27 protein-coding genes and 6 pseudogenes are annotated in these 25133 nt (G+C 40.8%); 23 read left to right on the plus strand and 10 right to left on the minus strand.

The window, feature by feature from the left end; all coding sequences use genetic code 11:
* Nucleotides 1–338 precede the first annotated feature (338 nt).
* Nucleotides 339–938, plus strand: coding sequence for a dihydrofolate reductase family protein (locus ACJJIN_RS04685; protein ID WP_444897080.1), 600 nt, complete (start codon nucleotides 339–341; stop codon nucleotides 936–938).
* Between the two features lie 541 nt (nucleotides 939–1479).
* Nucleotides 1480–1950, plus strand: a pseudogene (locus tag ACJJIN_RS04690) (transposase); the annotation flags it as partial.
* A gap of 11 nt (nucleotides 1951–1961) precedes the next feature.
* Here the strand turns inward: ACJJIN_RS04690 and ACJJIN_RS04695 are convergent.
* Nucleotides 1962–2759 carry a ribosome-inactivating family protein gene (locus ACJJIN_RS04695; RefSeq protein ID WP_444897081.1) on the minus strand — a complete coding sequence of 266 codons (798 nt, stop codon included), beginning with the start codon at nucleotides 2757–2759 and terminating at the stop codon, nucleotides 1962–1964.
* An 89-nt stretch (nucleotides 2760–2848) separates the two neighbouring features.
* Nucleotides 2849–3019 (minus strand): annotated as a pseudogene (locus ACJJIN_RS04700) (IS66 family transposase); the annotation flags it as partial.
* Between the two features lie 745 nt (nucleotides 3020–3764).
* Here ACJJIN_RS04700 and ACJJIN_RS04705 point away from each other — a divergent pair.
* Nucleotides 3765–4931 (plus strand): iron-containing alcohol dehydrogenase, encoded by a 1167-nt coding sequence (locus tag ACJJIN_RS04705; protein ID WP_444897082.1) that lies wholly within the window; start codon nucleotides 3765–3767, stop codon nucleotides 4929–4931.
* Nucleotides 4928–5368 (plus strand): acyl-CoA thioesterase, encoded by a 441-nt coding sequence (locus ACJJIN_RS04710; RefSeq protein WP_444897083.1) that lies wholly within the window; start codon nucleotides 4928–4930, stop codon nucleotides 5366–5368. Before ACJJIN_RS04705 ends, ACJJIN_RS04710 begins: the two co-directional genes overlap by 4 nt.
* A 379-nt stretch (nucleotides 5369–5747) precedes the next feature.
* Here ACJJIN_RS04710 and ACJJIN_RS04715 read toward each other — a convergent pair.
* A pseudogene (locus ACJJIN_RS04715) lies at nucleotides 5748–5918 on the minus strand (carbon storage regulator); the annotation flags it as partial.
* Between the two features lie 265 nt (nucleotides 5919–6183).
* Between ACJJIN_RS04715 and ACJJIN_RS04720 the strand changes: the two are divergent.
* The 4 genes from ACJJIN_RS04720 (at nucleotide 6184) to ACJJIN_RS04735 (ending at nucleotide 8139) form a co-directional block, all read left to right on the plus strand.
* Nucleotides 6184–6573 (plus strand): GFA family protein, encoded by a 390-nt coding sequence (locus ACJJIN_RS04720; RefSeq protein ID WP_444897084.1) that lies wholly within the window; start codon nucleotides 6184–6186, stop codon nucleotides 6571–6573.
* Between the two features lie 108 nt (nucleotides 6574–6681).
* Complete coding sequence (locus tag ACJJIN_RS04725; protein WP_444897085.1) at nucleotides 6682–6810, plus strand: hypothetical protein; 129 nt, start codon at nucleotides 6682–6684, stop codon at nucleotides 6808–6810.
* Between the two features lie 12 nt (nucleotides 6811–6822).
* Nucleotides 6823–7353, plus strand: a complete 531-nt coding sequence (locus ACJJIN_RS04730; protein WP_444897086.1) for a hypothetical protein — start codon at nucleotides 6823–6825, stop codon at nucleotides 7351–7353.
* A gap of 192 nt (nucleotides 7354–7545) precedes the next feature.
* On the plus strand, nucleotides 7546–8139 hold the full coding sequence (locus ACJJIN_RS04735) for a hypothetical protein (RefSeq protein ID WP_444897087.1): 594 nt from the start codon (nucleotides 7546–7548) through the stop codon (nucleotides 8137–8139).
* Nucleotides 8140–8720: 581 nt separating this feature from the next.
* On the opposite strand, the pseudogene ACJJIN_RS04740 reads toward ACJJIN_RS04735, so the two are convergent.
* A pseudogene (locus ACJJIN_RS04740) lies at nucleotides 8721–8840 on the minus strand (carbon storage regulator); the annotation flags it as partial.
* Nucleotides 8841–9106: 266 nt separating this feature from the next.
* On the opposite strand from ACJJIN_RS04740, the gene ACJJIN_RS04745 reads away from it, so the two are divergent.
* On the plus strand, nucleotides 9107–9490 hold the full coding sequence (locus ACJJIN_RS04745) for a hypothetical protein (RefSeq protein WP_444897088.1): 384 nt from the start codon (nucleotides 9107–9109) through the stop codon (nucleotides 9488–9490).
* Nucleotides 9491–9570: 80 nt separating this feature from the next.
* Here the strand turns inward: ACJJIN_RS04745 and ACJJIN_RS04750 are convergent, their stop codons facing one another.
* Entirely contained in the window at nucleotides 9571–9894 is a 324-nt protein-coding gene (locus ACJJIN_RS04750; protein WP_444897089.1) for a hypothetical protein, read from the minus strand.
* Between the two features lie 910 nt (nucleotides 9895–10804).
* On the opposite strand from ACJJIN_RS04750, the gene ACJJIN_RS04755 reads away from it, so the two are divergent.
* The 4 genes from ACJJIN_RS04755 (at nucleotide 10805) to ACJJIN_RS04770 (ending at nucleotide 13146) form a co-directional block, all read left to right on the plus strand.
* The gene (locus ACJJIN_RS04755) at nucleotides 10805–11410 is read left to right on the plus strand and encodes a hypothetical protein (RefSeq protein ID WP_444897090.1); all 606 of its coding nucleotides are present in this window, start codon (nucleotides 10805–10807) and stop codon (nucleotides 11408–11410) included.
* A gap of 69 nt (nucleotides 11411–11479) precedes the next feature.
* A complete protein-coding gene (locus tag ACJJIN_RS04760) occupies nucleotides 11480–12505 on the plus strand; it encodes a hypothetical protein (RefSeq protein ID WP_444897091.1) in 1026 nt (341 codons plus the stop codon).
* 91 nt (nucleotides 12506–12596) lie between these two features.
* Nucleotides 12597–12902: a hypothetical protein gene (locus ACJJIN_RS04765; protein WP_444897092.1), complete on the plus strand. Its 306-nt coding sequence runs from the start codon at nucleotides 12597–12599 to the stop codon at nucleotides 12900–12902.
* A gap of 82 nt (nucleotides 12903–12984) precedes the next feature.
* Complete coding sequence (locus tag ACJJIN_RS04770; RefSeq protein ID WP_444897093.1) at nucleotides 12985–13146, plus strand: hypothetical protein; 162 nt, start codon at nucleotides 12985–12987, stop codon at nucleotides 13144–13146.
* A gap of 204 nt (nucleotides 13147–13350) precedes the next feature.
* Here the strand turns inward: ACJJIN_RS04770 and csrA (ACJJIN_RS04775) are convergent, their stop codons facing one another.
* Nucleotides 13351–13512 carry a carbon storage regulator CsrA gene (csrA, locus tag ACJJIN_RS04775; RefSeq protein ID WP_444897094.1) on the minus strand — a complete coding sequence of 54 codons (162 nt, stop codon included), beginning with the start codon at nucleotides 13510–13512 and terminating at the stop codon, nucleotides 13351–13353.
* A gap of 473 nt (nucleotides 13513–13985) precedes the next feature.
* Between csrA (ACJJIN_RS04775) and ACJJIN_RS04780 the strand changes: the two genes are divergently transcribed.
* The 4 genes from ACJJIN_RS04780 (at nucleotide 13986) to ACJJIN_RS04800 (ending at nucleotide 17372) form a co-directional block, all read left to right on the plus strand.
* On the plus strand, nucleotides 13986–14363 hold the full coding sequence (locus ACJJIN_RS04780) for a Tse2 family ADP-ribosyltransferase toxin (protein WP_444897095.1): 378 nt from the start codon (nucleotides 13986–13988) through the stop codon (nucleotides 14361–14363).
* Nucleotides 14360–14593, plus strand: coding sequence for a hypothetical protein (locus ACJJIN_RS04785; protein WP_282953304.1), 234 nt, complete (start codon nucleotides 14360–14362; stop codon nucleotides 14591–14593). Before ACJJIN_RS04780 ends, ACJJIN_RS04785 begins: the two co-directional genes overlap by 4 nt.
* Nucleotides 14594–14994: 401 nt before the next feature.
* Nucleotides 14995–15285 carry a hypothetical protein gene (locus ACJJIN_RS04790; RefSeq protein ID WP_371840690.1) on the plus strand — a complete coding sequence of 97 codons (291 nt, stop codon included), beginning with the start codon at nucleotides 14995–14997 and terminating at the stop codon, nucleotides 15283–15285.
* Between the two features lie 1490 nt (nucleotides 15286–16775).
* Entirely contained in the window at nucleotides 16776–17372 is a 597-nt protein-coding gene (locus tag ACJJIN_RS04800) for a hypothetical protein (RefSeq protein ID WP_444897096.1), read from the plus strand.
* Nucleotides 17373–17846: 474 nt separating this feature from the next.
* Here ACJJIN_RS04800 and ACJJIN_RS04805 read toward each other — a convergent pair whose 3' ends face one another.
* Nucleotides 17847–18047, minus strand: a complete 201-nt coding sequence (locus ACJJIN_RS04805) for a carbon storage regulator (protein ID WP_444897097.1) — start codon at nucleotides 18045–18047, stop codon at nucleotides 17847–17849.
* Between the two features lie 321 nt (nucleotides 18048–18368).
* Here ACJJIN_RS04805 and ACJJIN_RS04810 point away from each other — a divergent pair, with 321 nt between their 5' ends.
* Nucleotides 18369–19010, plus strand: coding sequence for a hypothetical protein (locus ACJJIN_RS04810; RefSeq protein WP_444897098.1), 642 nt, complete (start codon nucleotides 18369–18371; stop codon nucleotides 19008–19010).
* A 2-nt stretch (nucleotides 19011–19012) separates the two neighbouring features.
* Here ACJJIN_RS04810 and tnpA read toward each other — a convergent pair.
* Nucleotides 19013–19264: pseudogene (gene tnpA / locus ACJJIN_RS04815) on the minus strand (IS66 family insertion sequence element accessory protein TnpA); the annotation flags it as partial.
* A 769-nt stretch (nucleotides 19265–20033) separates the two neighbouring features.
* On the opposite strand from tnpA, the gene ACJJIN_RS04820 reads away from it, so the two are divergent.
* Nucleotides 20034–20357: a hypothetical protein gene (locus ACJJIN_RS04820; protein ID WP_444897099.1), complete on the plus strand. Its 324-nt coding sequence runs from the start codon at nucleotides 20034–20036 to the stop codon at nucleotides 20355–20357.
* 293 nt (nucleotides 20358–20650) lie between these two features.
* Here ACJJIN_RS04820 and ACJJIN_RS04825 read toward each other — a convergent pair.
* Nucleotides 20651–20734 (minus strand): annotated as a pseudogene (locus tag ACJJIN_RS04825) (carbon storage regulator); the annotation flags it as partial.
* A 359-nt stretch (nucleotides 20735–21093) separates the two neighbouring features.
* Between ACJJIN_RS04825 and ACJJIN_RS04830 the strand changes: the two are divergent.
* Together ACJJIN_RS04830 and ACJJIN_RS04835 are read left to right on the plus strand one after the other, a co-directional pair.
* The gene (locus tag ACJJIN_RS04830; RefSeq protein WP_444897100.1) at nucleotides 21094–21549 is read left to right on the plus strand and encodes a hypothetical protein; all 456 of its coding nucleotides are present in this window, start codon (nucleotides 21094–21096) and stop codon (nucleotides 21547–21549) included.
* Entirely contained in the window at nucleotides 21546–21707 is a 162-nt protein-coding gene (locus ACJJIN_RS04835; protein ID WP_444897101.1) for a hypothetical protein, read from the plus strand. The genes ACJJIN_RS04830 and ACJJIN_RS04835 overlap by 4 nt, the downstream gene beginning before the upstream one ends.
* Nucleotides 21708–21911: 204 nt before the next feature.
* Here the strand turns inward: ACJJIN_RS04835 and csrA (ACJJIN_RS04840) are convergent, their stop codons facing one another.
* Entirely contained in the window at nucleotides 21912–22100 is a 189-nt protein-coding gene (gene csrA, locus ACJJIN_RS04840) for a carbon storage regulator CsrA (protein WP_444897102.1), read from the minus strand.
* A 732-nt stretch (nucleotides 22101–22832) separates the two neighbouring features.
* Between csrA (ACJJIN_RS04840) and ACJJIN_RS04845 the strand changes: the two genes are divergently transcribed.
* A complete protein-coding gene (locus tag ACJJIN_RS04845; RefSeq protein WP_444897103.1) occupies nucleotides 22833–24308 on the plus strand; it encodes an AAA family ATPase in 1476 nt (491 codons plus the stop codon).
* Nucleotides 24309–24974: an HNH endonuclease gene (locus tag ACJJIN_RS04850; RefSeq protein WP_444897104.1), complete on the plus strand. Its 666-nt coding sequence runs from the start codon at nucleotides 24309–24311 to the stop codon at nucleotides 24972–24974.
* Nucleotides 24975–25133 lie beyond the last annotated feature (159 nt).

The raw sequence follows: 25133 nt of genomic DNA on the forward strand, positions 1-25133 counted from the left end.
CAGTGGTATGCCGTGGTTAGAATTTGTCCATGCCGGAAGTCTTCATGATTTGGAGTAATTCAACCCTACGATGATCGTATATGAAAGTAGCGGCGAACCTTGGGATTATATGGGCCCAGATTTACAAAGATTGAAAAAGTGCCAAAGATGTGATTGTAGTCACTCTGGCTAGAGGCATACAAGACAGTTCGAGCTATGTCTAGTGGGTGCTTATTACGTTCCTGCTTGTTTGAGATTGTTATTAAGCGGCGTTTTATACAACGTTTGAAGATTTGTATTTCTACGAGTAAGCCTGCATAAGATGCCATAAAGGCTTTACCCCTCGAGAGAATCAGTCAATGAGAAATTTAGCCATATTGATATTTCAAACTCTTGACGGTGTAATGCAAGCACCCAGTATACCCGAGGAAGATTTTTCCGGCGGCTTCCGTCATGGAGGTTGGGCAAAAGATTGTTGGGATGACGTTATGGAACAGGTTTCAAAGGAGGCAATGAAGGAACCGTATGACCTACTATTAGAACGTAATACATATAATTTGTTTGTCTCAAATTTTGCCAGTGCCGAACCTGATAATCCAGTAGCAGACAAATTAAATCTGGCAAAAAAATACGTGGTGACATCAGGTGCTGATGACCTAACATGGAATAATTCATTCAAACTAAAGGGCTCTAATACAGCTGTAGAGGTCGCCAAAATTAAAGAAATAGATGGGCCCCTGTTACAGGTTCACGGTAGTTGGCAATTAGTGCAGTTACTTCTTAAGCATAACTTGGTAGATGAACTTAGACTTTGGACCTTTCCAGTAGTTGTTGGCGAAGGAAAACGCTTGTTTGAAAACGGTGAAATTTCGTCGAAATACAAACTTATAAAATTTGCGACGTGTCCTTCAGGAGCCTTTATGCACTTCTATCAATCACTAGATCGCAGTGCAGTATGAAATTTTACTTAGATAGACACTCACTCGTATAGTCTCTGATGCAAGGCAATATATTTCTTTTCGGGTTGAGTAATTTTCGCGGTTAACGCAAAAGTGAATCCACAGAATGACCAGTGATGCAAATGGCACTCGACGAGATTAAAGAGCACATTGAGCTATTTGCAAACCAAATGCAAAATGATGGTTTAATCGACGATGAAGATTTTAGGTAGAATATTTCATACCATATCCATTCGAATAGATTGTAGAATGGCAGAAATCAGATTGGTAAAATCGATCAAGATTTACACAATGAGTTGTCTAAAACCCCAATCGACTTCATCCCTTTAGGTTAAAAGGCATAATCGGTCAATGCATCAGCCGGTAAACAATGCAGTTACTGACTTAGGTGTTTGTGCGATATCTGTATCTTACTGTCTAATACAGTTTTATCTTCTATTGATAAGACTCGGCTGGAGTTTCCTTCCTTGAAGAGTATGTTCTCAACACCTTCCAGTGTCTAGTTCTTATGAGAGTGGTAAAGATGCCCTGCTCTTTGTAACGTGAGCGCCACCTGGAGACTGTCTACCCCATTGTCTGGCTCGATGCTATCCATTACAGGATCAAGGAAAATGGTCGTTATACCAGCAAGGCCATTTACACGATTCTTGGCCTCAATATAGAAGGTAAGAAGGAGTTGCTGGGACTCTACCTGTCTGACCAGGAAGGCGCACATCACTGGCTGAGTGTTCTGACCGACCTCCACAACCGTGGGGTCAAAGATATCCTCATTGCTTGTGTTGATGGCCTGCTGGGTTTCCCTGAGGCCATAGAGAGTATCTACCCCAAGACCGAGATCCAGCACTGCATCATCCACCAGATCCGCAACGAGAACGGCTTACTTAAACTGTTGTACGCCGGTATACTCAAAGCCTCTGAGCGCTGGACGCATCCGATTCAAAACTGGAATTTAACGCTGTCCCAGCTGACGATCCACTTCCCAGAGCGCTTGGAAAAACACATCAGCCTATGAGGCTATTTAATTTAACGACGCTCGAAACTTTCTAAGTGTTGCAGTATTATTTTTAAATCCTCGCTTTTTTCCAGCCTCCACATCCACGGTATTGCTACATCTGCACTCCCAACCTTCGTGCTATTTTCCCAATTTTGCACAACATCAAGAAATGTCTCATAATCTATTTGGGATCCGTATGCATTATTCACAATTATTTCATTGCAAAACTCACTAATCGAATGGAACCTAATGGATTCACTAATGAGGATTATTGCTTTGCCGAATGCACGATAAATCTCGTCATTTTTACCAGCATCAAATTTGTTCTCAACCAGAGAAAGACTGACTACGGAGCTATGAAAACTAGATAGACCAATTAAATTGTCAGGATGGTACAGTCCCTTAGGCGGTTGCTTAACAATTCCACAATCATCGTAAGTTCCGTCCATACGTAAAGATACATAACTTTTATCTGCAAAAATCCCAGACTTTATGTAGTTTAAATAATAAGCATTTCCTCCTTGGTCTTTACAGCTAAAACCTCCAAGGTAAAGATCGTAAGGATCTAAATAGAAATTTACTTTTCTCTTTCCTGCTCCATCACAATTCATCTCAAGTTGGACGACAAGGAAGTCTTTGGGGTCAGAAAGTACAACTTTAGCCTGTACTCCAGCAGAATGTCCAACTTTAGCCTGTGCTTCAGCCTCTGCTGCAGCCTCTGCTTTAGCCTTTAGGATATCTTTTCTGCGCCGTGTCACTTCCTCTCTCAATTCCTTTAGATCGTTAAAGTAGTTGATCGCATCAACTCTTACAGTCATATGTTTCATGGTAAAATATACTTAACTCGAATTAATGGCAGCCACATTAACAAACTAAAAAAGTGCAATAAATCACACTCAACCACACCTAATTACACTCACTTACGCTCGAAACATGGGTATAGAGCTAGTGCCTTACCCAGCGGGAATTTGGGTAGCACTTGCGGAGAGTGCTCATCCAGCCAGCACTTAAAGGTGGTCATAATGGGATTGGATTCTTGCTGTCGTAATTCATGCCTTTGTTTCGATGATAGATGGTTGTCTTTGGCTTTGCGTTCAACCGGCTAGAGCATCCTTCAAGGCTCCATCCTTTCCCCATAAATGTACTGTTGTGGTATTTGTTGTTTTCATCATTCTGGTTTACTCCTTTTCTTGAGTTTACTTACAGGGGCCCTCGGGGTAGCAAAATGTTTTTTCTGGCCATTTGCGAGAGAGATGGCTATGTCGCGGTCGGGACGGGCTCATCCCCTGGCCCTCTTCCGTTGCTTGCCCTGGTTCGTGGCAATTTACGCGTGCGCTCACACTGGATGAGGGGCTGGAGAGAGTTTTTGCTGCCAAATAATCTAGACACGTCAGAGAATCTTATTAACCTCATATCTCTGCTTGGGGTAATATTTCTAGAATTAACGAAAGACCGTTACTATAAGGGGTGCTACTGGAGCAAAAGTAAAGAATATGGGCATCTTGCGGAACATTTTGAATACATCTCTGTAGACTTGCAGTCGGGAGTTTGCGTTATAAGGCTTTGCATGGGGCCTATTCAGCCAAACCGGCTATTCAGTAAGCCCAATAATACAACCGGTATCAACTACATCTTTATTTCGCAATACTATTGAGTAGCCCTTTAATCGACGTATCTACACTGGTGACTTGGTGGTTAATTTATCGTAGTCTTGACTGACAACTGATTAGCACCAAATTCACTCTGAGCTAATCAGAAGTTCCCTAGGATTTGAAATGGAACTATTGCCAAACGAAACTGTGACACATAATAATTAAGGCGGTGACAATCCTATGTTAAGTTTTGAATTTAATACCACAAAATCGATTATAAATAGTCCTGGCGGGTTAAATGAAATTAGTGAGATATGTGACCAAATAAATATAACTAAGTTGTTAGTAGTCACTGATCAAGGTATTGTAAATTGTGGCTTGGTTGAGAAACTGAAGGAGCAATTGCATAGTAAATTTGCGACCATTATCTATGATGGAGTTAGTGCTGATCCTAAAGAGCAGATCGTATTGTCGGCAGTAGCCTTAGCAAAGCAGCATAATGTTGATGGTGTAATTGGATTTGGTGGTGGCAGTTCAATGGATACCGCTAAAGTTGTTGCCGTAATGATGGATTCTCAGCAATCTCTAGAACAGCTATATGGGCTTGAACGAGTTCAAGGAGGTCGCGTACCTTTGGTTTTAATACCTACCACTGCTGGCACCGGTTCAGAAGTAACACCCATCGCGGTTTTAACAACAGGAGAAACCACCAAGGATGGCATCGTCTCTAAACAATTATTACCAGATGTTGCCTTATTAGATGCACAATTAACTCTAGGGTTACCAGCTCATGTGACTGCTGCAACTGGCATTGATGCCATGGTGCATGCCATAGAGGCATATACGTCTAAGCATAAAAAAAATGTCTATTCAGATATGCTAGCTAAGCAGGCGTTGCTATTGCTATCAAGAAATATAGAACAGGCCACACATCATGGCGAAGACATAGAAGCAAGACAAAATATGTTATTGGGTGCCTGCCTTGCAGGTCAAGCTTTTGCCAATGCACCAGTTGCCGCTGTACATGCTCTAGCTTACCCATTAGGGGGGCATTTTCATGTACCTCATGGATTAGGTAACTCGTTAGTATTGCCACATGTAATGCGCTTTAATCAGAGTGATACAGCCAAGCTCTATAGTGAATTGGCGCCATATATTTGTGAGCACATAAATACGTCTCAATCAGATCAAAAAGTGTGTTCTGATCTTATTGTCTTTATTGAGCGGCTAATTGAACGATTAAAATTACCCCGGACCTTAAAGCAATTTGATATTGGCGAGCATCATTTAGAGATGCTCGCCACTGATGCAATGCTACAAACTCGCTTACTAATCAATAATCCGAAACCTCTATCTCATGATGATGCACTCCTGATTTATCAGGCTGCTTATGAGGAGGCTTTGTGAGTAAGCAGGCTGTGTTACGTACAGATTATTTTTATTTTGAAGAGTTAACTACCAGATGGATGGATAATGATGTGTATGGGCATGTAAATAATGTAGTTTACTACTCATATTTTGACACCATTGTGAACAGCTTTTTGATTAATAAGGCTGAATTAGATATTAAAACCAGTGAGAACATTGGTTACATAGTCAAATCTGATTGTAATTATTTGGCCAGCATTTCTTACCCTGAAAAAATACTTGGTGCTTTTAGGGTTAATAGAATAGGCAATTCTTCGGTGGAATATGGTGTCGCGATTTTTAAAGAAAATCAAGAAAATGCATGTGCACATGGCTCTATGACGCATGTCTTTGTTAATCGCCATACCGAACAGCCGACAAAAATTTCTGGTCAATTGTTCAAGGCATTACAAAGTGCATCATTTGGTGCTGGTTAACTTTTTAGTCGATAGGGTTGGGGGTTATACTTTTTAATTGGTTGGTGTCCAGGATTACTCTTTACACTGATGGCCTATTTTCGTTCATCCGGTTATGAAGATGAATGGGAAAAGGTAACTGATAAAATTAGAGTATACAGATTGCAGTAACGCTCACTATTTATTGAACTCAGTTGATCGTCCCAGCTAGTGTTGGTTTTTCACTTATAGAGGGTGGGGAGTTACTTTCTGATACATGTGTAGATAAATATAGGATTGCGACATTTCCCATCATAGAAATAGTCTGCGCTCAAAGGTGCCACTATGATGATGAAAGAGGGGAGGAGGTTTGGGTGGGGGCCCCTCCATTGTAAATCTGCTCCCACCACCTTTCAGTGCTTACTTTTTGTTCTCTTTTGATACGCGCATAGATCCCTTCACGATAGGGGGGGAGGGATTTGGGGGCGTGGATGCCTATCTTTACTTAATTGACTTTCACTACCAGCACAGTGACCGAGACATTCGTTCCAATTCTTAGGTTTTCGCCTGCTCTGCGCTTTAGGATCAACATGTTTTCTTCCTACCGATACTCAAGCCTTGGGTGAGTATTCCTTGGTAGGGAAACTTTGTAAGTAATGATTGTTGGAAGAGTGGTGTGGGGCGCTGGAGTGGTGAGCGCAGAATAGAAATAGGCTACCAAGCTTAGAGAATAGCTTCCAGCTGATGACTTTTTATATTATCAGGTTGACGAGCTTTGGAATTATTTTGGAATTATAGAGAAGCGTGATATATAGATGTTGCTTTTGAATTAATTGTTAGGCGGATAGGAGATACAATTGACTGAAATAGCGAATGGTTCCTGTAATTGCGGATCAGTAAATTTCAGAATCCACATAATTCCACACGAAGTCTATATATGTCATTGCTCCATTTGTCGTAAAGCTACAGGCGGGGGCGGAATAGCCGTAACGGTGGTTTCTAATGAAGATTTTGAGTGGATTTCTGGTCAAGACTATATAAAAACATGGATAAAGCCAAATCATGATTGGCAGACAAGTTTTTGTTCAGAATGTGGATCATCCTTACCTGGGAAGAACGATGATAAGGCTATGTACGTTCCTGTCAGCTTGCTTGACACTGGCTTTGAGAGGCTAAAAGTAAAGAAGCATTTATTTTTGGATTCAAAAGCAGTTTGGGAAGAGGTTGATGAAAACAGCTCTGCCTAACAAATTACTGCTTTATTCGGCAATACTTCGCGCACTTTGTGCTGTGCGCTAAGCAAACACAAAGCGGCGTCATTTAGATGGCAGATGAGCAAGACACTAGGTAAACCCATGAAAAGAATTCTTATACTGCTAATTGTTATTGAATGCTCGTTTTTGGGTTGTGCTTCCAAAATGCAGAAATATCCTGAAGCGGAAAAAGAAGAGCTTTCACCAGCAGTGATTGTTGCTGTTCCTTAAAAGGGTAGATACTTGCAGCCGTTTGAAGAGTGCACGAAGGAGAATGTTGTATGCCTCGATCCTCCGCCACAAGTAATTAGTTATGTGGTTATTGATCAAATCTATGGAGAAGAGTTGCCGCAAAGAATTGAGGTGGCAACAACAGGGCATTTTGGGCTACAGAGCTTTGATTTCAGGTCACACAAACCTGAAATCATGCTTATTGGCTCCCAGTCGAATTCACATATATTACCTAGATATCACCGTATGCCATTAGCCAAGCTTATTAACGGCGACCTTGCAATTCCAGTGTACGAAAAGGAAGACCTGTGGTGGTTTCCTTGCTCTATTTGTGAACAGATAAGGCCATTAAAATACCAGGAAAAAGATCGAGAGCTAGCTGTTCCACTAGAGGATACGTATCCTAAGATTCGAGAATCAAAATATGTAAGACTTGAGGAAGGATTCTATTTTCCTACTCACGGTGTACCAATCTCCAGCTTAAAAACTTATCTCGAAACAAATAAGTTTGAATTTAGAGAATTTAAGTGTGAGAGTGTCTAATACTTGCTAAGGCATTTAAGATTGAGATCCCGTTGGCCGCGCTAAGTGCGCGGTAGCTGGATAAGAATACATTAATTGTAACTTACTATGAAGCGAATATCTATTGGAATCATAATCTTGTCGTTATTGAGTATTGCTTACTCATGTTCTATTCCTGCATATACTAATGAGGAAGAGTATCACAGAAAGTATATGGCACTTGATTGGCAGGAACTAGGTGGTAGAAATGCATCAAATCAGTTTTATAATTTACGAAACGAGTATCTTTCTCCAAAATACCGGTTTCAAGATTACGGGTTTACTTTTCTTATACTAGGTATAGCTATTTTTACTTTTTTCAGAAATGGAAAGCAAATTAATGCACCATCTTCTAAAGGAAGAATAGCGCTAATTGGTTTTTGTGCGGCTACTTTAACCGTAGGGGCGAGCATTGGTGATATCTTCCTTGAATTTTATCGTGGTTCATATCCTTGGTGGGCTGACTCGATAGGAATACCGCTTATGAGTATCCCTTTCCTGGCAATTATATTGTCTGGCTGGGCATTACTTAACTTACTAGCCATGAATGGCAAATTCAAAGTGGGCGGAATAATTTCATTCAAGAAAATTAAGGGGTCTAATTATTTTTACTTGTTCTTGCTGGTTATGACTGCGGTCATCGTAGCTCTGTGCGTTGCTGAAGCTTACTTTTGGATGGTTCTACCCAGCTTATTGTGGTTATATTTTTACGCTTCACTATGGGCAGGGAGATATGCGGCTAACAACTTAAATAAGTTAGTAGGATAACCGCGGCGTAAAACACCGTTGCCTAATAAGGCGGAACCTCTACCGAGATTGGGGCTCTGTTGGGGCCTCTTTCCTTTGAGAATCTGTCCTTAGCGCTTTCCACTGCATATTTTTTGTTCTTTTTAGATGTGTACAATGATTTCTCACAATGAAGTGAGTGGCATTAGAGAGCGTGGGTACCTATCTTTGCTTGGTTGGCACTCATTTTCAGCAATGTAATTGAGGTATTCGTGCCAATTTTTAGGTTATTTAAGGTATAGATCTATCCGATGAAGAAATCTCTACGCTACGTGAGGTCACTAAACAGTTGGTGGTGAAGAAGCGTACTGGAGAAGTGGGTATAATGCATGGTATGAATCGCTTCGTTTCGACGCGAGTGGTTCTAAAGAAGAAGGGCCGTGAGAATCTATCTTCAGCCTTTAAGAAGCTGGGTTTGGCTGATTTTCCTAAGGAAGTAGATGTGTAGTTCAAAGTAACACATAGTCTGATAGGTATTCGTTCAGACCAAATATCTATAAAGAAGGATTGGCTCGAGCCTCTTTCCATAGAAAACTCTCCTCACTGCCTACTTTTTGTCCATTTTAAATGCGAGTATCGACTTGTTCGCGATGAACGGGAGGGGACCAGGGGGCATGGAATCTAAGCTGTACTTGATTTCCTTTCACTTCTAGCACTGTACTCGAGATATACGCACCAATTGATAGGCTTTCGCCGGTTTAGTGATTAGGGAGCCGCCCTATTTGTTAGGTACCCAGATTTTTTTCAAGTATGATGGCCTTACGAGAGGGCACTTAAGTGTCCGAATGAGATTGGACCTTTTGGTATTTCTCTACCAGACGAATAAGCTAGAGCTGAAGATTAAGTTAAGTAAGGAAGTTTCAGAGTGAATTTTCGTAGACTCATGATTGTATGTATTGGATTAGTTACTTTGACTAGTTGTAGTTCGAGTCATGTTAAGCATGTTTCTATGATTCAGGTAATTAGTAATCCATCTAGCTTTAACGGCGAGGAAATTCTAGTTAGAGGATATTTACGTATTCGTAATGAAAGTAGAGCTTTATTTCTAAGTAAAAGTTTAGCAGAAGGTCGATTAACAGAAAATTCAATTTGGGTTCATGAGTCTGAAAAGACAGTATATGGGGGATCGATAGGCCAGGACAAAGATTCTGCTCTTGAATTGGAGAGTTATGATAGAAAATATGTTTTAGTTAGAGGGATATTTGATGCTGGTGATAGGGGGCATGGGGATGCATTTTCGGGCACAATTCATGCAAAGGAAGTAGTCAACATGTTGGAAACTCTAGCCTCTAAACAAAGTAGAGTACATGGGAATCGCCAAGTACAAGAGTAGTTACTTCCTAAATACTGACAGACCAAGGGGGTGTGGGAAAGCCTATGCTCCCTTAAATTGGAGCAAGGCAATACCAGGTTTTAATTTGCACGTATCTTGCTTGATGTACTTTCCCAAACTTCTTCAAAACCATTAATAAGCATGTAGCCAGAAAATTTGTTAAAGAGTTTATGCATCCAGAACTCTATATCAGTAATTCCCTCTATGACTTTTTGCTCTTCATTATCTTTGGTTGCTAAGTCTGTCATTTCCCAAAATGATTCTGTCAATGAGGTTGCCATTTCGTTCGAATTAATTTGTATTTTTGAATTTATAAACCCTTCAAGAAGTTCATCATTCATTTCTTTAGCGTAATGTAGAGCGAGGCTTTTAGCATCAGACTCAGATTCTTTAAATTTAAGCACTTTTATAAGCCTCCAGCTGCAGGTCTGACATGATGGCCATTCTATCGGATATAGGTCAAAGTTTGAAAACGAGTTCATCAACTTGCATACGTTCTGTCACTGCCCGTAAATAATGAGCAGGGTTATCAGGGGCTTATACAAATTTCATCCCGGAAGGGATATGCTGACTGTCTTCTATAATCCAATAGTCCCAGTTAACTTTAGTTCTTTTTTCTTAAAATAATCCCATTGTTGAGACAGCATGCTTAACCGTTGAAGAGAAAGACAAACCGTGCTCGTCACGGGGTTCAATCCACATAGGATCTGAATTTGAGAATTTGTCGTCACAATGCCTAACCCCTTTACTTATCCCGCCTCTACCATGTGAGCCTTCCTTATGTAATAGCTTCATTCGGATCTATGACAGTTCTAAAGAATGCTCTCTCCTTTCACTCCAGTGCTTCTAAATAGATTCTGGATATGCGGTCAGTAATGTCTTGTACAGTTTTTAGCTGATGTTTGAAAGGTATCTTCTTTTTACCTATTTTTGAATTCCATTTCGATGGTATTGATTGTAAAAGCATAATATTTGCCATTCGGACAAGCAACTTATTGCGGGTTTATCACACTCAATAGAAACATTCGTACCAGATTCTAGGTTTTCGCCGGCTTACTGGCTCATGGTCAAAATGCTCCCCCCCTCGCGCTGGCTCTCAAGCTGTGTGTAGGCATTCCTTGGTAGAGAAGCTTGATAAGTGAAGCCCTTAGAGGAATGGGGTGGGTGAGGAGGTGGTAGGTCCAGAGTAAGAATATGCGAAGCTAGGCCTCTAGAGCCAGCTGTCCCACGGTGCTTTATTTGAGTCTACTCTTCAGTCTGATAGCTCTTGCGGTTTATACTTTCAATTTAGTGGGTACCCAGAATTGCACAAATATGGAAGTAAAATTAGAAGCATTAATAGAATTGCCAATATCAGATCAGGCTAACGATCTTAGGAAAGAATGCAGCTCGACTGCAAGAGACGAGCTACTTACAGTTAGTGGATATCGAGACTTGGTCGGGTATTCAGCTGATCATCAATTTCATTCATTAAGTAAGCTTGATGACAACAATTTGGCGCGCGCAATTGAACTGCATATATCAGATTTTGAAGTCAAAGATTGTTGCGCCTTCTTTGGCGGCTTTGCTCTAGTCATAAATGGAGTTAATAAATTATTTCCCCAATGTTGTGGGACTATAGCTGATCTTGAGTCCTGGGTGCGATTGAGGTCGGAATCCGATCTCTACATAGCCATTGAGGGGCATCCAAGTTCGCGTGCGTTTAGAAAGGGCGATAAAGTAATAATTGAGTGCATTGATGACGAGCCATTCATCCCCGCCACAGATAGAAAAATTGAGGTTGATTATCAGGCTGTGTATGAAGCGATAGGGGTGGCCGAGTCAGAGATTACCATGGTGGCTAATCGTATAGATGGTTTGGCAAGCTCAATGGGGTTGCCAAAAAATACATCTATTCACTTGCTAAGAGAGATGGCGTAGGGCATGTAATAAGAAAATACAGCGGAACTGAAACTCCGCTGATTTGGGCGTTATCAAGCAGTGAAATAGGTGCAACAGTTGAAGATGATGGAAGAGAAAGTTATTTTAGCAGTTAAGGACTTTGCGAACTCGATAAATTCGGGGAGCAAGGTTGTAGCTGATATGTCTGCATTAGTTGATGTGACGAGTCAGTTATCTCTTTCCAGTTTTGACTACTGGGAACGGTTTATACGCACTGAGTTCTCTTCAGCACTAAGAGAATCCACGCCTTCCAAGTGGAAGCTTTGGTCAAAACCTAAGGAGCTGACAACTTGGCTTGACCTAATAAGTTGGGATGGTTACAAAAGAGAGAAAGCTCTACGAGCTCTTTCGGGAGGAGCGCCAAATACATTCTTTTTCTCGCTTGCCGTTCGTAGGCTGAATGATTGGGTGCCTCAAGTGCGTGAGGTTGCAAGAGAAAAGCTTCCTGAGATAGCAAAATTAACTGATCCAAAATGTGTAGTTGAAGCACTATGTATTGCACTATCAAATTGGAACTCATGGGGTAGAATCAAGGAAGAAGACAAGCAGATTCTTCTTCAAATCATTTGTGAAAAAGATATAGCAGAGTCGCTTCGGCGTAAGTTAATTTCGTCTGCGTCTGGGCCCATGCCATCACTTTTTTCCCAGCTTGGGCGCACACCTATTCTTGATGTGAATTTAGAGGAAATAGCGAGATTAGCTATTCAACCTTCGGTTAGAGCTAAGGCATATCGTAGTTTATTTGAAGGCCGTATTGTATGGATGGAGGGCCGGAAATGGGAATGGACAGATATACGCTATTGTGAAGGTAGAGTAAGGCCCATCGTAGGTGAACGAAAACTAGACATCAAGCTCCCTATACTCGATTTTTTGAAATTATCATCTACTGATCGCTCGTCTATCGTTAGACGAGTTTCAGCTGAGATTTTGATACGAGAGGTGGGTAAAATTGAAGCAGTTATTGCTAAGGAGTTAGCTAACAAGTTTGCTTCAGATGAGTCTCACCCTGTATCAGAAAGGGGTAAGTTTGCGAAAAGAAAACTAGAGGAAATGGCATCTGTCAATGAGTCTTAACGAGTGTATATTGATAGACTCGCTTTTAGTTTTGCTCCAACAAGAAGGCTGTATTACTAAATGGGTAGCCATACATACAAGGTAACTTGCTATGTTTAAAGTATTCTATAATTTTAATGTAAAAATAATAGTTTTCATGGTATTGACAGTTTGTTCCCACATTGCAAGCGCCTGCTTGTGTTCACATGAACTAGCTCTTGAAAAAGGGGTTTCCGAAATTGCTACAAAGTTTCCGGCCAAAAGCGCAAAAGTTGGGGACTACAAGTTGATTGTTGATGGCAGTTTCTATTTAGTGATTCCGAAGGAAGAATCAAAGTATGGACGTGGCGGTGGTCAGCCGACTGTGAAACTACACCGTGAAAACTGTCAGGTAGTCGATATTTCACACGCTCGTTAGTTGCATTGCTTGCTTGATTTATAAGCTCCGCCTCAGGTTCATTCGTTAACTATATTAACCTTAATTTGTTGATAGAAATTTCATGAAGCGCCAACCAAGGTACGAGAAAGTAAAAAGGAATGCTGAAGGGAGAGCAAAAGAGTTGTTCAAGCCACTTCCTGAAGATATCAAGAAAGAGCTTGAAAAAGACAGTACCTTGGGTTCACCAGAAAACCTAATAGATCGTATTGATGAGGAGGAGTAGGTTGAAAAACGATCAAAGTCTTCTGCTGAGTAGCTAGGTTACTTGTTCACTCTAACTTGTACTGTCTTTTCTGCTTTGTAGAGAGGTAATTGCTTGTAGGTGTGAAAAGGATTCTATGAGCATACCGCCCGCTAGCTATCAATAGCGCCTCTCTGGAGCCCTATTGGGGTAGAGTCTCCTTCCTTGGAGAATTCCTTCTATTGCCTACCTTTCGATTCGCACATAGATCCCTTTACGATGGGCTGAGGGGATTTGGGGGGCGTGGATGCCTATCTTTACTTGATTTCCCTTCACTTCCAGTACTGTGATTGAGACATTTGTTCCAATTCTTAGGTTCTCGCCTGTTCGGCGCTTTAGGATCAACATATTTGTATCCTAGTGATACTCAAGCCGTGGGTGGGCATTCCTTGGTGGGGAAACTTGATAAGTGATACTTGATGGAAGAGTGGGGTGGGGCGCGGGGCGCAGAATAGGAAAAGTCGGGTGCTAGGCGCCCAGAACTTGGGGAGTCGATCCAAGCTGATAAATGTACCTTATCGCCATAGTGTCTATGGTATTTTAAGTAGCTAACTCCTATTATTTTGTTTGACCCTCCTCTTCATCAATGCCAATTTTCTTATCCGGCTACTGTTGCTCTGCTCGCTATTCTACTTGGTGGGTGTCCAGAATTGACCTTTCCAGAATTGCCCTTAGAGGTAAAAAGCTTAATATTGTCGAATAAGAGATCGTAAATACCAAATTTTTGTATAATTATCCTCTTCAGCCAATAGCCTTAGCGGTTTATACTTTTGTTCGGTGTGGGGCCAGGATTAATTCAGTATCTTGAAAAGGAGATCATCATGTTCCCAAAGGAATTCTTCATTGTTCCAGAGGAGCTATTTAGGCTCGGTAATTCAACAAGCCCAAAGTTATCAAATGTTAGACCAAAGGATGTTGATACAATGGAGGTCAATGGCATTCGAGTAATTATCGCTAACGGCAAGGGTATAAGTGTTTTTGATCGGGAAGGGATTAATGAATCCCCGATGACGGGTTGGGTTTGGAGATTTCAACCAAATACTAAACCACCAATGGGCCTCAAGATGGTTCAAGATAAGGCCCATCACTATTGCATATCTCCCACCCAGAATATGCCGGTTGATAAATTTAAAGGACTTCTCGAAGAAATGGCCCTTAGCGCCACAAGAGTTTTTAAGAAAGAAGGTAGAGTGGTATGAATGACTTTCAATTAAGCCTAGTAGAATCAGAGCTTAAGATTATCCTGGAAGCGCTGATAGAAATGGAACAAAAAATGTCCAATATTTGCGAAACATCGGATAATGAAGATGAGATCGCGGATGTTGGTAATGATCTTATTGAAGTAAGGCTCCTACTAAAGCCTCTTAAAGAAAAGGCAGTTGAAAAATACGGAAAAAATATAGTTAATTTTTCACGCGAACTACTATGAGTTTACTAGGGTATTACAGTCGGCGATCAACGTTATGCGCCTCTTTATGGCGATAGTACGGTAACCAAAGTTTGATACACCAAAGTTAAATCTCTATAGAGGAAGCACGAGTGGGTGATTCCTCATAATCAGATGGGACTCAGCTTTTCGGCAAACTGGCAGCACCTCAAATCAATATATAAGCTTAAAGCATCTAAAAACCCTGTGAAAAATGTCGACGTATTTTGGGTTTTGGAGAAGTCAGATTTGCCGCCTGATCTGAAATTTGTGCAAGATCAGAAAGATAATAGACACTACTTCCTAACCATAACGAGGAAAATGACGGTTTCTCAACTAGTCCAAAAGCTCCAGATGGTTGCTGATCGTATGAGTGTAATAAGAGATGGTACGAAGGTGATAGGATGATTAATTATAAATTGCCCGAGGAGAGAGAGTTTCTTTTGCATTATGCAGAGCTACTCAATGATAAAAAAAGCCTTGAGATTATCAATTCAGGATCTTTGGCTAGCAAAGAAGAGGCTATTCACTTCGCTGAGTTTTTCTGGAGAACTGTCAGTGAGTCTAATAAGCAAGATGAAAAGCAAGGAGAGAGTAGTGAATATATCCTTGAGAAAATCATCATTACGCTGATGGCCTATTTTCGTTCAGCCGGTTATGAAGATGAATGGGAAGAGGTAACTGATAAAAATTAGTGTGAACAGATTGCAGCAATGCTAGCTATGTCTTGAACTCAGTTGATCTCCCCAGTTAGTGTCGATTTTCACTTATAGAGTGTGTGCAGCTGTTTTCTAATACATTTGGAAGTAACTGTATGGCTGTGACATTTCTCATCATAGAAATAGTGTGCGCTCAAAGGTGCCACTATGATGATGAAAGAGGGGAGGAGATTTGGGTGGGATTCCCTCCATTATGAATCTGCTCCCACCGCACTTTCAGTGCCTACTTTTTGTTCTCTTTTGATGCGCACATAGATCTTTCCACTATGGGCTGATAGAGATTACTGTTCACTCCCAGTATGTTACTTGATACATTTGTTCTATCTCTTGGGCTCTCGCCGTTTCGATGCTTTAGGCTCAATATATTTGTTTCCTGATGATATTCAAGTGGTGGGTGGGTATTCCTTGGCGCATTGTTTTTTCTCATGAGGAAGTTGGTACAAAGGCTATTTTCAAATCAGCTTTTAATATTTTTACCTGTGCTTTTTGTACAGATATCCTTAAAAAGTCTATTCAATAAAATCATCTTACTGGTGTGCGGTTTGAACATCGCTTAGCTTAACTCTTGAGGGGGCTCATTTTATTAATTAAGGGCCCCCGCGATTCTCAAGATTAATAGGCTCTATGGTGGCAGGGCCCCAGTCATCTTTTCCTATCAAAATACACGAAGATCTTCTCCCGATGAATGGGGTGAGATTTGGGTATTGTAGATATCACGCTTTACATGGTTGCCGGTTACGTCCAGTAATGTAACCGAGACATTTGTACCGATTTTAATGCTCTCACCTTTAGGAAGCTCTAAGATCAGAATTTTTTAGTGCCAATACTTAAGGTTGTGGCTGGGCATTCCCTGCTTCAGAAGTTACAGGTAGAACGGAGTAAAGTGTGAATGGCATAGGCGCTAAGTTCCTATAGTTTGAGGAATCACTACAAGTGGTTGAATTCACAAAGCTTTTACAGTTTTGTGTTATTTTGCTTACTAGGCCACAACAATATTGCACGGTGCTTTAGTTTAAGATTTTCTAAAATTGGTTTTTAAATGATGATTTACTGGCGGACGCACCGGGTATTATGCTCCATAATAACGACCTAAAGAACCATCAATATCTATATTCAGGGAGGATCGTAGAAATTGAACATGATATCAGAAAGGATTTGGTCACTAAGAACGTTAGACTGGAACAGGGTTCGTTGAAAACGACTGATCAATGTTAAACGCAACAGTGTCTCTTCTAAAGGAAAGTTTAATTTAGGTACTAGCGTTAGAAAGGGACCAACCCCACAGCCATTTTTTCTTGGTTTCTATACAGAGAGCGAGATAATCCAATACTAAACAGATCCTTCCAAGACTTCCGTGTACAAAGTATCTCCTTGCTCGATGTTAATACAGGGAGTCGGTATACTCGGTTGCTAGCTTGGAATCTCATAGTAACTTTTAAATAAACACTCTCATTAGGGGAGCATTCATGAAGCTACCAACACTTATTTTCTCTTTGGCCCTGGTTTGTATCGTGAGCGGATGTGCGTCTAATCAGCATATCTACTCATCAGACGGTAAATGTCTTACCTGCTGGAATAATCCGGTTACTGGCGACCCCATCAATCACGATGGAAATACTCGCCAGCAACAAGCTGCACAGGAATCCCAGATGGAGCAGACAAGCACTACCGACAAAACTGCGGTGAATACATCTGCCAATAAGCCTACTAATCATAAAATCGCATTTACCGTGCCTGTGAATGTGGACGTGGTGTTCATGAAAATTAAAAGAGAATTTGAATACCAATCAACCAGTGAAATCCAGCAAGAATTTGGTAGCTTGGCAAGTACAAAGATGCAGAATTTTGAGTATCACTACGATATTATGCCATCTATGTATTACCACATGAGGGATACTCGTATGCATAACGGTGTGATTACAGTAATTGATTTTAGGGTCGAAAAGGTCGCTGATAAGGAAAGCTCTATAGAAATTACTTACTGGCCACAAGCCAAGTCAGTTAATGCCATTCATTTCGGGGAATCTCTGAAAGATCGTACACGAAAGGCATTAAATATCTAATGGAAGGAAAGGGACGCCAATCTGTTTTTATATTGTCTGAATGGCCTTTTTCCAGAGCGCTGCCGGAGAGTCTAATAGGCAAGATGAGAAGCAGGGTGAGAGTAGTGAGTACACCCCTGAGTAAATTATGAATCCTCTGATGGTCTATTTTCGTTCATTGGGTTATGGCGATTAAAGGGGGGAGGTAACTGATAGACGTTAGTCTAAGCAGATTGCATTAACGCTAGCAATGTATAAACTCAGCTGACCGTCCCAGTTAGAGTCGATTCTTGATTTATAGAAGAGCGGGGGACACATGTAAAGATAGCTTTAAAATAGCGACGTATCTATCTTGGAGTTGTTGTGTCCTTATGGGCGCGATTACTATGAGCAAAAGTTGGATGCTAGGATGGGAGATTCTCCTTCTATTAGGAATCTATTTTCAAAGCCCTCTATTTTTTAATTTTTTCTATTTTGAGATCCACGTAGATTTTTTCATTGTAGTGGCAAGGGAGTCCGGGCATGGATACCTATCTTTACTTGAATTCCTTTCACTTCCAGTACTGTGATCGAGACACTCGCTCCAATTCTTAGGTGCTCGCTTGTTCGGCGCTTTAGGATCAACATGTATATATCAAGTCTTGGCTGGGTATTCCTTAGTGGGGAAGCTTGGTAAGTAATGTTTGGAGGCGGCATGGAGTGCGGCACAGAGGCGGTGGTCACGGAATAGAAAAGGGCGGGCGCTACAACCTGTAAAATTAACTCCGTTTTTTAAATACGATTTTAACTAAGCTAGCCGAGGCCTATAGCTCTAGCTCTCTACACTATTTGTTGGATGCCCAACAAATTTTCTAAAAGATAATCTTAGATGCTGCTTGCTTTAATACATTTGCATTGAGGAATATAAATTTTTTTGGGTGCCTAGCATTTTTCCTATCTATCCCCTTTAGTCAATGGTCGAGGCGATTTATACTTCTATTTGGCATGTCCCCATTACTGTAAAAACAAGGAAGAAACATGAAAATAGGCAAAATTATAATTTTAATATTATTTACAGGGGGCAATGCTGCCTGCTCAATTACATCCAACCCTCCAATCACTATCGAGCGTGCAGAGCAATTTTCTAATTTAGTGGAGTTTGTTGAAAAGGAAATTGGCTCATATCAACTATTTGATGAGTGGAAATCTCAAGTAGAGTCGCCAGGTGTAATTAATTATCGGGCTTACTTTACATTCGTTAATACTAAATCAATTAGAAAACCAATTGATGATGTAGGTGGCTATTGTAGAGTAAAAGGTGGAAAGTTTTATTCCATTGGTTCCAATGAAATCCAAGTTTTGCGAGATAATGGAGTTAGGGCAGCAGTTACATCGGCCTCTTTCGCCAAGTCTTTAGGCGCCTCTGATGAAGTTGCTATGCGATCAGCAAGTATTGCTACTGAAAGACTTCATAAGTTTTATCGAAACTCAGGCTTAGCTGAAGATCAGCAAATAATCTCTGATTTGTCAAAGAGGGGTTATTTAGGTACTGCGGTATGTAAGCTAGAGGATAGAACGTGGTCAATATCGGTTGTACCTACCGCATACCACCCGAGAGATCCAACAAATCAGCTGACTTCAAGTCACCTGGATCTGAACATTTCAGTAACGGAAATCTGAGTTCAGTACCTGAGGAACCCATGAGCGGATTGTTTTGGGCGTAGCATCAATGTTGCTCCCGCAGGAGGTGCCAGCTCAGAGACCGGCAGCTGCATCTGAATGCTATCGGGCAAGGTCAAATCAACAGAAGCCTGAAAAGCCGCTATAGTCACCGGGATCAACTTGGGTCGTCGCTTGCTCTGCTTGTTGTGCCAATAAGTATAGGTTCTGGGTTTCAGATCGTGTTGTTGACAATATACTGTCTGGGAAAATCGCTGTTGTTCCTGGCACTGATATGCTCCTCCAAAATTCGGATTTTCTCTGGGGGTTCATTGAGAACTCCTGATTATTGAAAATCAGGAGAGTAGAGAAAAGTTGGCTGATTTTTAGATGAGGTTGCTTGATCGCTTACAAGATTTGGGGGCATGGATGCCTATCTTTTCTTGATTGCTTTCCATTTCCAGTACAGCAGCTAGGATATTTTTTCCAATTTATGAGCTTTCGTCGGTTCGGTGCTTTATGGCCAACCTATTTACTTCCCTTTGGAATTCAAGCCGTGGGTAGGTACGGCCCCTATTTTTTGCCTAATTTGGAGAGGGCAGGATTTTGACTGGACAAATACACCAGCCACAAGCATTTAATTAATCTATCTAGGTACTTTGATTGAGTTGCTTTTAAAGTTATAGTGAGGAGTGGTGTAAATAAGTTTTAGGTTAATCAATATATTTAAGGGAGGCGAACTATTAAGTTTCTAGATAGTGCAGTTATTTTAGCTTGTATTACAGCATTTCTTTACTCGGCTAGCACGGCGTTTACACACGGATTCTTTCAATTTTTAGATTTGGATGGAGAGATCCTGGACAGAAACTTTCATCAAATTCTATATCATGGAATGATTCTCAATATATGGACCATACTATATGTTCCGTTAGTGGCGGCAGGCTTGGTGACTTTTTATTCATTGTACAAAATTTGCCTTAGTGAATATGTAAATAAAGACACTGCAAGCGCAAGGAATATAGTTAATTTTAAAAAAAGATCAAATTGCCGACCAAAAAGAATAGGCCTCTTGTTTTAAAATATGAAAGAAAATATAAAAATTCATGGTCCATCCTCATTGGGGTAGTTATTTTTATCATGGGGATGGCTCATTTTGAAAAGAAGGGTGCGCAAGAGGCAAGAAAAATTTTGCAAAATATCAAGACTGATAAAAACAGTAGAGTGATAGTGCAAATTAACGGCGCGAAAAAGGAGCTATTGTACCTTTATTGCGGTTCAAGAAACTGTGCCGCTTTTAATAAAAAAACAAATGAGATTGTCTACTTTCCACAAAGTGGGCATAGTTATGTCCGGCAAAAAGAAATTTAATAGATGAGCATGAACTGTCAATTGAGGCTGTGCTGCTTCAGTTGGCCCTTGGGTTTAGCAATCTGAAAATGGGATGGCTAGCCAATACAGGAGCAATAATTACAGGTATGAGCTAGCGGAATCGGTTCAAAATACCACTTAAGAATCAGTTTAAACTTCTATTGAGCAAGTACGAGCGCCTCCTTCCTTGGAGAATCTGCCCTTAATGTCTTCCATTGCTTGTTTTTTGTTAGTTATTGAGTTGTACATAGATCTCTTCACGGCGGATAGGGGGGGATACCTGTCTTTACTTAATTTCCCTTCACTTTTAGTGTTGTGATCGAAACACCCATTCCAATTATTAGGTTCTCGCCTGTTCGGCGCTTTAGGATCAACATGTTTTCTCCTACCGATACTCAAGCAATGGGTGGGCATTCCTTGGTGGGGAAGCTTGGTAAGTGATACTTGGTGGAAGAGTGGGGTGGGGCGCGGGGGCGGTGGGCGCAGAATAGGAAAAGGCGGGCGCTAGGCTCAAATGGTCATTCGCGTTATCATTACCCATACATATCGGGCTTTCACTTATTAACGTCCATGATTGGTCGGATCGCAATGAACCGGGAAAATACTGCCTTCAGTGACAGCTAAAGGCGGATCTCAACAGGCAGATTCAAGGAGAAGAAATGCAACCGTCACATAAGGAAACGTTAGAGCGGTATGATGTATTTCGAGCGCAAGCAGAGATATAGCAAAAGAAAGTTTGCCCGGAAACCTGAAGGGCGTTCTAAATGTTGAAGGTATAGATCACAAAATCTTAAATGCTTTCCAGGCTTGGAAGGATACCGCTGAACGAAAGGTTTTATGGAATTGGGAATTTTCCCGGAGCTATAAGATTTTCTACCCGAAGTCATTCGATATGTCAGTTTGGTTGGGAGATACTCTATGTTCAATGTCCCTTGGTCGCCCTGCATTCAAGGGCACCGAAATGCGTTTAGATTTTATAGAGAGAGCCCCTAAGAATTGTCCATACGCCGGTGAAATGTTCAGTATTTCTCTATTGGCGTATGAAATTTATGGGGATCTAATTGGTGCAAAGAAAATTCGCATCATGGAGCCTATGAATGACAAGCTCATTAAGTACTATATGTCTCATGGTGGGTTTAAATTGGTTGGTTCAAAGAAAGGCAATCCACATTATCTGGTAAGAGACTTATGAACGATAAAGAAAGATACGAACAGGCAAAAAAGAAAGCCGAAGAGAGGGCAAAAGAGTTGTTCAAGTCACTTCCCGAAGACATTAAGGAAGAGCTTGAAAAAGATAGCACTTTGGGCTCACCGGAAAACCTAATAGATCGTAGTGATGAAGAAGAATAGGTTGAAAAATGACCTCAGTTTTCTGCGAGCTAGTTATACTGCTTGTTCGATCCAATTTGTGTTGACTTTTACCTTTCTGTGGAGAGGTGACTTTTTGTAGTTGTGAAGAGGGCTGTTTAAGTTCACTGCCCTATACCTCGAAGATAACTAGCTATTAATAGCGTCTTTATTGAGGTGTAGCCTCCTTCCCTGGAGAACCTTCTCTCAACGCCTTCCATTGCTTATTTTTTGTTCTCTCTCGATACGTACATAGATCTCTTCACGATGAACGGGAAGGGATTTAGGAGCGCGGATACCAATCTTTACTTGATTTCCCTTCACTTCCAGAACTGTGACTGAGACATTGGTTCCAATTCTTAGGTTTTCGCCTGTTCGGCGCTTTAGGATCAACATGTTTTCTTCCTACCGATACTCAAGCTGTGGGTGGGCATTCCTTGGTGGGGAAGCTTGGTAAGTGATGCCTGGAAGTAGTGTGGGGTGGGGCGCGGGGGCGGTGGGCGCAGAATAGGAAAAGGCGGGCGCTAGGCTCCCAGAGCTTGGGCGGGCGCTCCAAGCTGCTGATTGTGCTCCACTTTATTGAAGACGAGCGGGTTTCTAGCGTAGTATGCATACAGCCATCTTGATAGGACTCTTATCAATTTGGTTAGCTGGCCCCTGGTGTTGCAGCACCTTGGGTCAGCGCCTTCTCTCTACTCTTAATTCACGTTGTGGTTCTCTTATTGAAAGTATGGACTCTTCAGAAATTTGGAGATCTTTGTTAGAGGGCAGCAACCGTAGAAATTTGCTTGATTGCAACCCTCCATACTGATTGATATCTATCAATTCTACTCAGCTGTGACACTTAATAAAACTTAATATATTCCAATAAGAAAATTTACGCGCCTATATTTCTCTGAGCCTCTGTGTTAGAAAGCTGATTTCCTTGGTTGCCCCTTTTGCTCCCGTAATTGAAGTTGGTTAACGCTTTAGTTGATAGGGTTGGCGGGTTATACTTTTTAATTAGTGGGTGTCCAGGATTGCTCACAGGTGAGCTTCGTGTAATAGAGTTAGAATGTTTTTGGGGTTCTCTAGGTTTGAAACGAAAAATATTTAACGGACCAAGAAATAGTTGATTGGGGGTGAGTTTTGGGTTTTAGGATTACCAAATCTATTTATGAAGGTAGGCATCTTCCCCTTGCCAAACCTTCCTTAAATGGAGGTGAAGAAAACTGCATAACCGTGATAGTCGGTAAAAATGGCGTCGGGAAAAGTCGTTACTTAAGTGCCATAGTCGGTTCACTCAATTCATGTTTTTATGATGGTAGAGTTGATAAGGTTCGAAGCTATAGAAATCAACGTATTAAAGCCTTAGATGGCTTCCACTTAGATATAATAAGTAACATGAAAAGCTGTAATCTAAGTGTAAGTATGGGGCATAGTGAATTTACGAGTGAGATCTCAGATCTTCCAAGAAAAATAATTGCGGTATCATCTAGTCAGCACGATAAGTTCCCAACCCCCAGAAAGCACCAGAGTGGTGAAGGTGGTGTGGACGGTCGTTATTTTTACCTCGGTGAAAAGAATTTTAGACCAGCCTTAACTGCTGGGCCAACAACCATCCTTGATAGGGTGGCTGGATCTTTATTTAGAAACATTACTGATAACAGAGGGAAAGAAGGTAGGTTGTCGAATGTTTTTAGTTTTCTCGGGTATAGATCTACCATTACTATCACCTATAGATTTGAAATTTCTATTGACAGACTGGTTTCCGAAATTGAGAAATCCTCTCTGGAAGAAGATTATGTTGATCCAAAAAGAAAGTATTTTGAGCTTAAAATTAAAAATATAATTGAAGAAATTGATCGTGTTAGTTCTATAGATGAGGTTTTGGATGCGATCGATTTTATAAAGTGTAGTGTACCTGAGTTTAGGAGGCAGAGAGATGTTGTTTTTGATATGAATTTTGATTCGGGAATCATCAATTCTGGTTCTATAGAGCTTTTTAGGCGTACCTATTTATTAAGGCAAATAGGATTGATGCGACTGGAAGACGTGATCCTTTCTCCGATGGATGAATATAGCAAAAAATTCTCAATTAGAGAGGCTAGCTCGGGTGAGCAGTGTGTTATTTCGACAATTTTAGGGGTGGCCGCTGAAATCGAAAATAATTCATTGATTTGTATTGATGAGCCTGAAATTAGCCTGCACCCGGAGTGGCAAGAGAGGTACATTGATCTTTTGCTTAAGACTTTTTCAACCTATCAAGGTTGCCACTTTATTATAGCTACTCACTCGCCTCAAATAGTATCCCAAATGCGTGGTGAGAATAGTTTCATACTCAAAATGGAAACTGGTGAACTGGCTTCAGCTAGCGAGCATTACAATAAATCTGCTGATTACCAGTTGGCATATATGTTAGATGCACCAGGGTTTTCAAATGAATTTCTAGCAAGGGAGTGTTTGAGCCTCATATCCAAGATTGGTAAGAAAGACCTGGATGACTTGGATGATATTTACAATAGGGTTTCTAAGTTGTTGAAAGTAAGGGAGCTTGTAGATGATGCTGATCCCATTGCCAGCTTAATTGATGGTCTAGAAATGGCAGTAAAGGAAAGGACTTAGATGGCTATAATACAATCCCCTGTTGTTTATTCAGATGATGGCGCGCAGCTAGTAGAAGAATATGAAAATACAAGTGAATTGCATCACCAAAATTATTGGGCAAGGGAAGAGGTGTCCTCGATAAAGAATGAAATAAAAGAATTTTATAAAAAAATACAGAAGTACATTTGTGTTTATTGTAATAAAAAATATCCTGTTAAGCACTCATCTGTTTGGGATGCTGAGCATATAGTTCCAAGAGAAAAATCCCCTCAGTTTATGTTTGTTCCAAGAAATCTTTGTGTGGCGTGTAAGGACTGTAATGGGCCTAAAAGTAATCATAATGTGCTTGTAAATAGTAATAGAAAAACATACCCAACAACTAGTGATGATTTTTTAATTGTCCACCCACATTTTGATGACTATAGCGATCATATAGCTATATTTATGGGAAGTATTTATTCACCCAAAACAAAGAAAGGACAAAATACAATAGAGTTGTGTAATTTACTGAGGTTTTCTTATGAGGCTGTTGGTTGGGAAGCGGGATTAGCTGAAACCCCAGATGTAATTGAAACTGCCTCGGCTCTTTTATCTAGTGATAAAGATGAGCAGGAGAAGTTAACCATGGAGCTGTTAATGAAACTGCAAATAAATGCCAGTAATACCCTTCTTAAGAGAAAGTGAGCAACTTGGGTCTTTAAGCTGAGCGTAGCTATCCATTTTTAATTGGATAAGCATGGCATTTTATATAAATGAAGATATGCAAACTGGGCTGTTGCTGTGTTGCAGAGATCGTAGCAAATTAGCCCACACAGTATACCGTTTATTGTGCATAGAGCACTA

The organism is Microbulbifer maximicatervae (SeqCode), assembly GCF_052467505.1.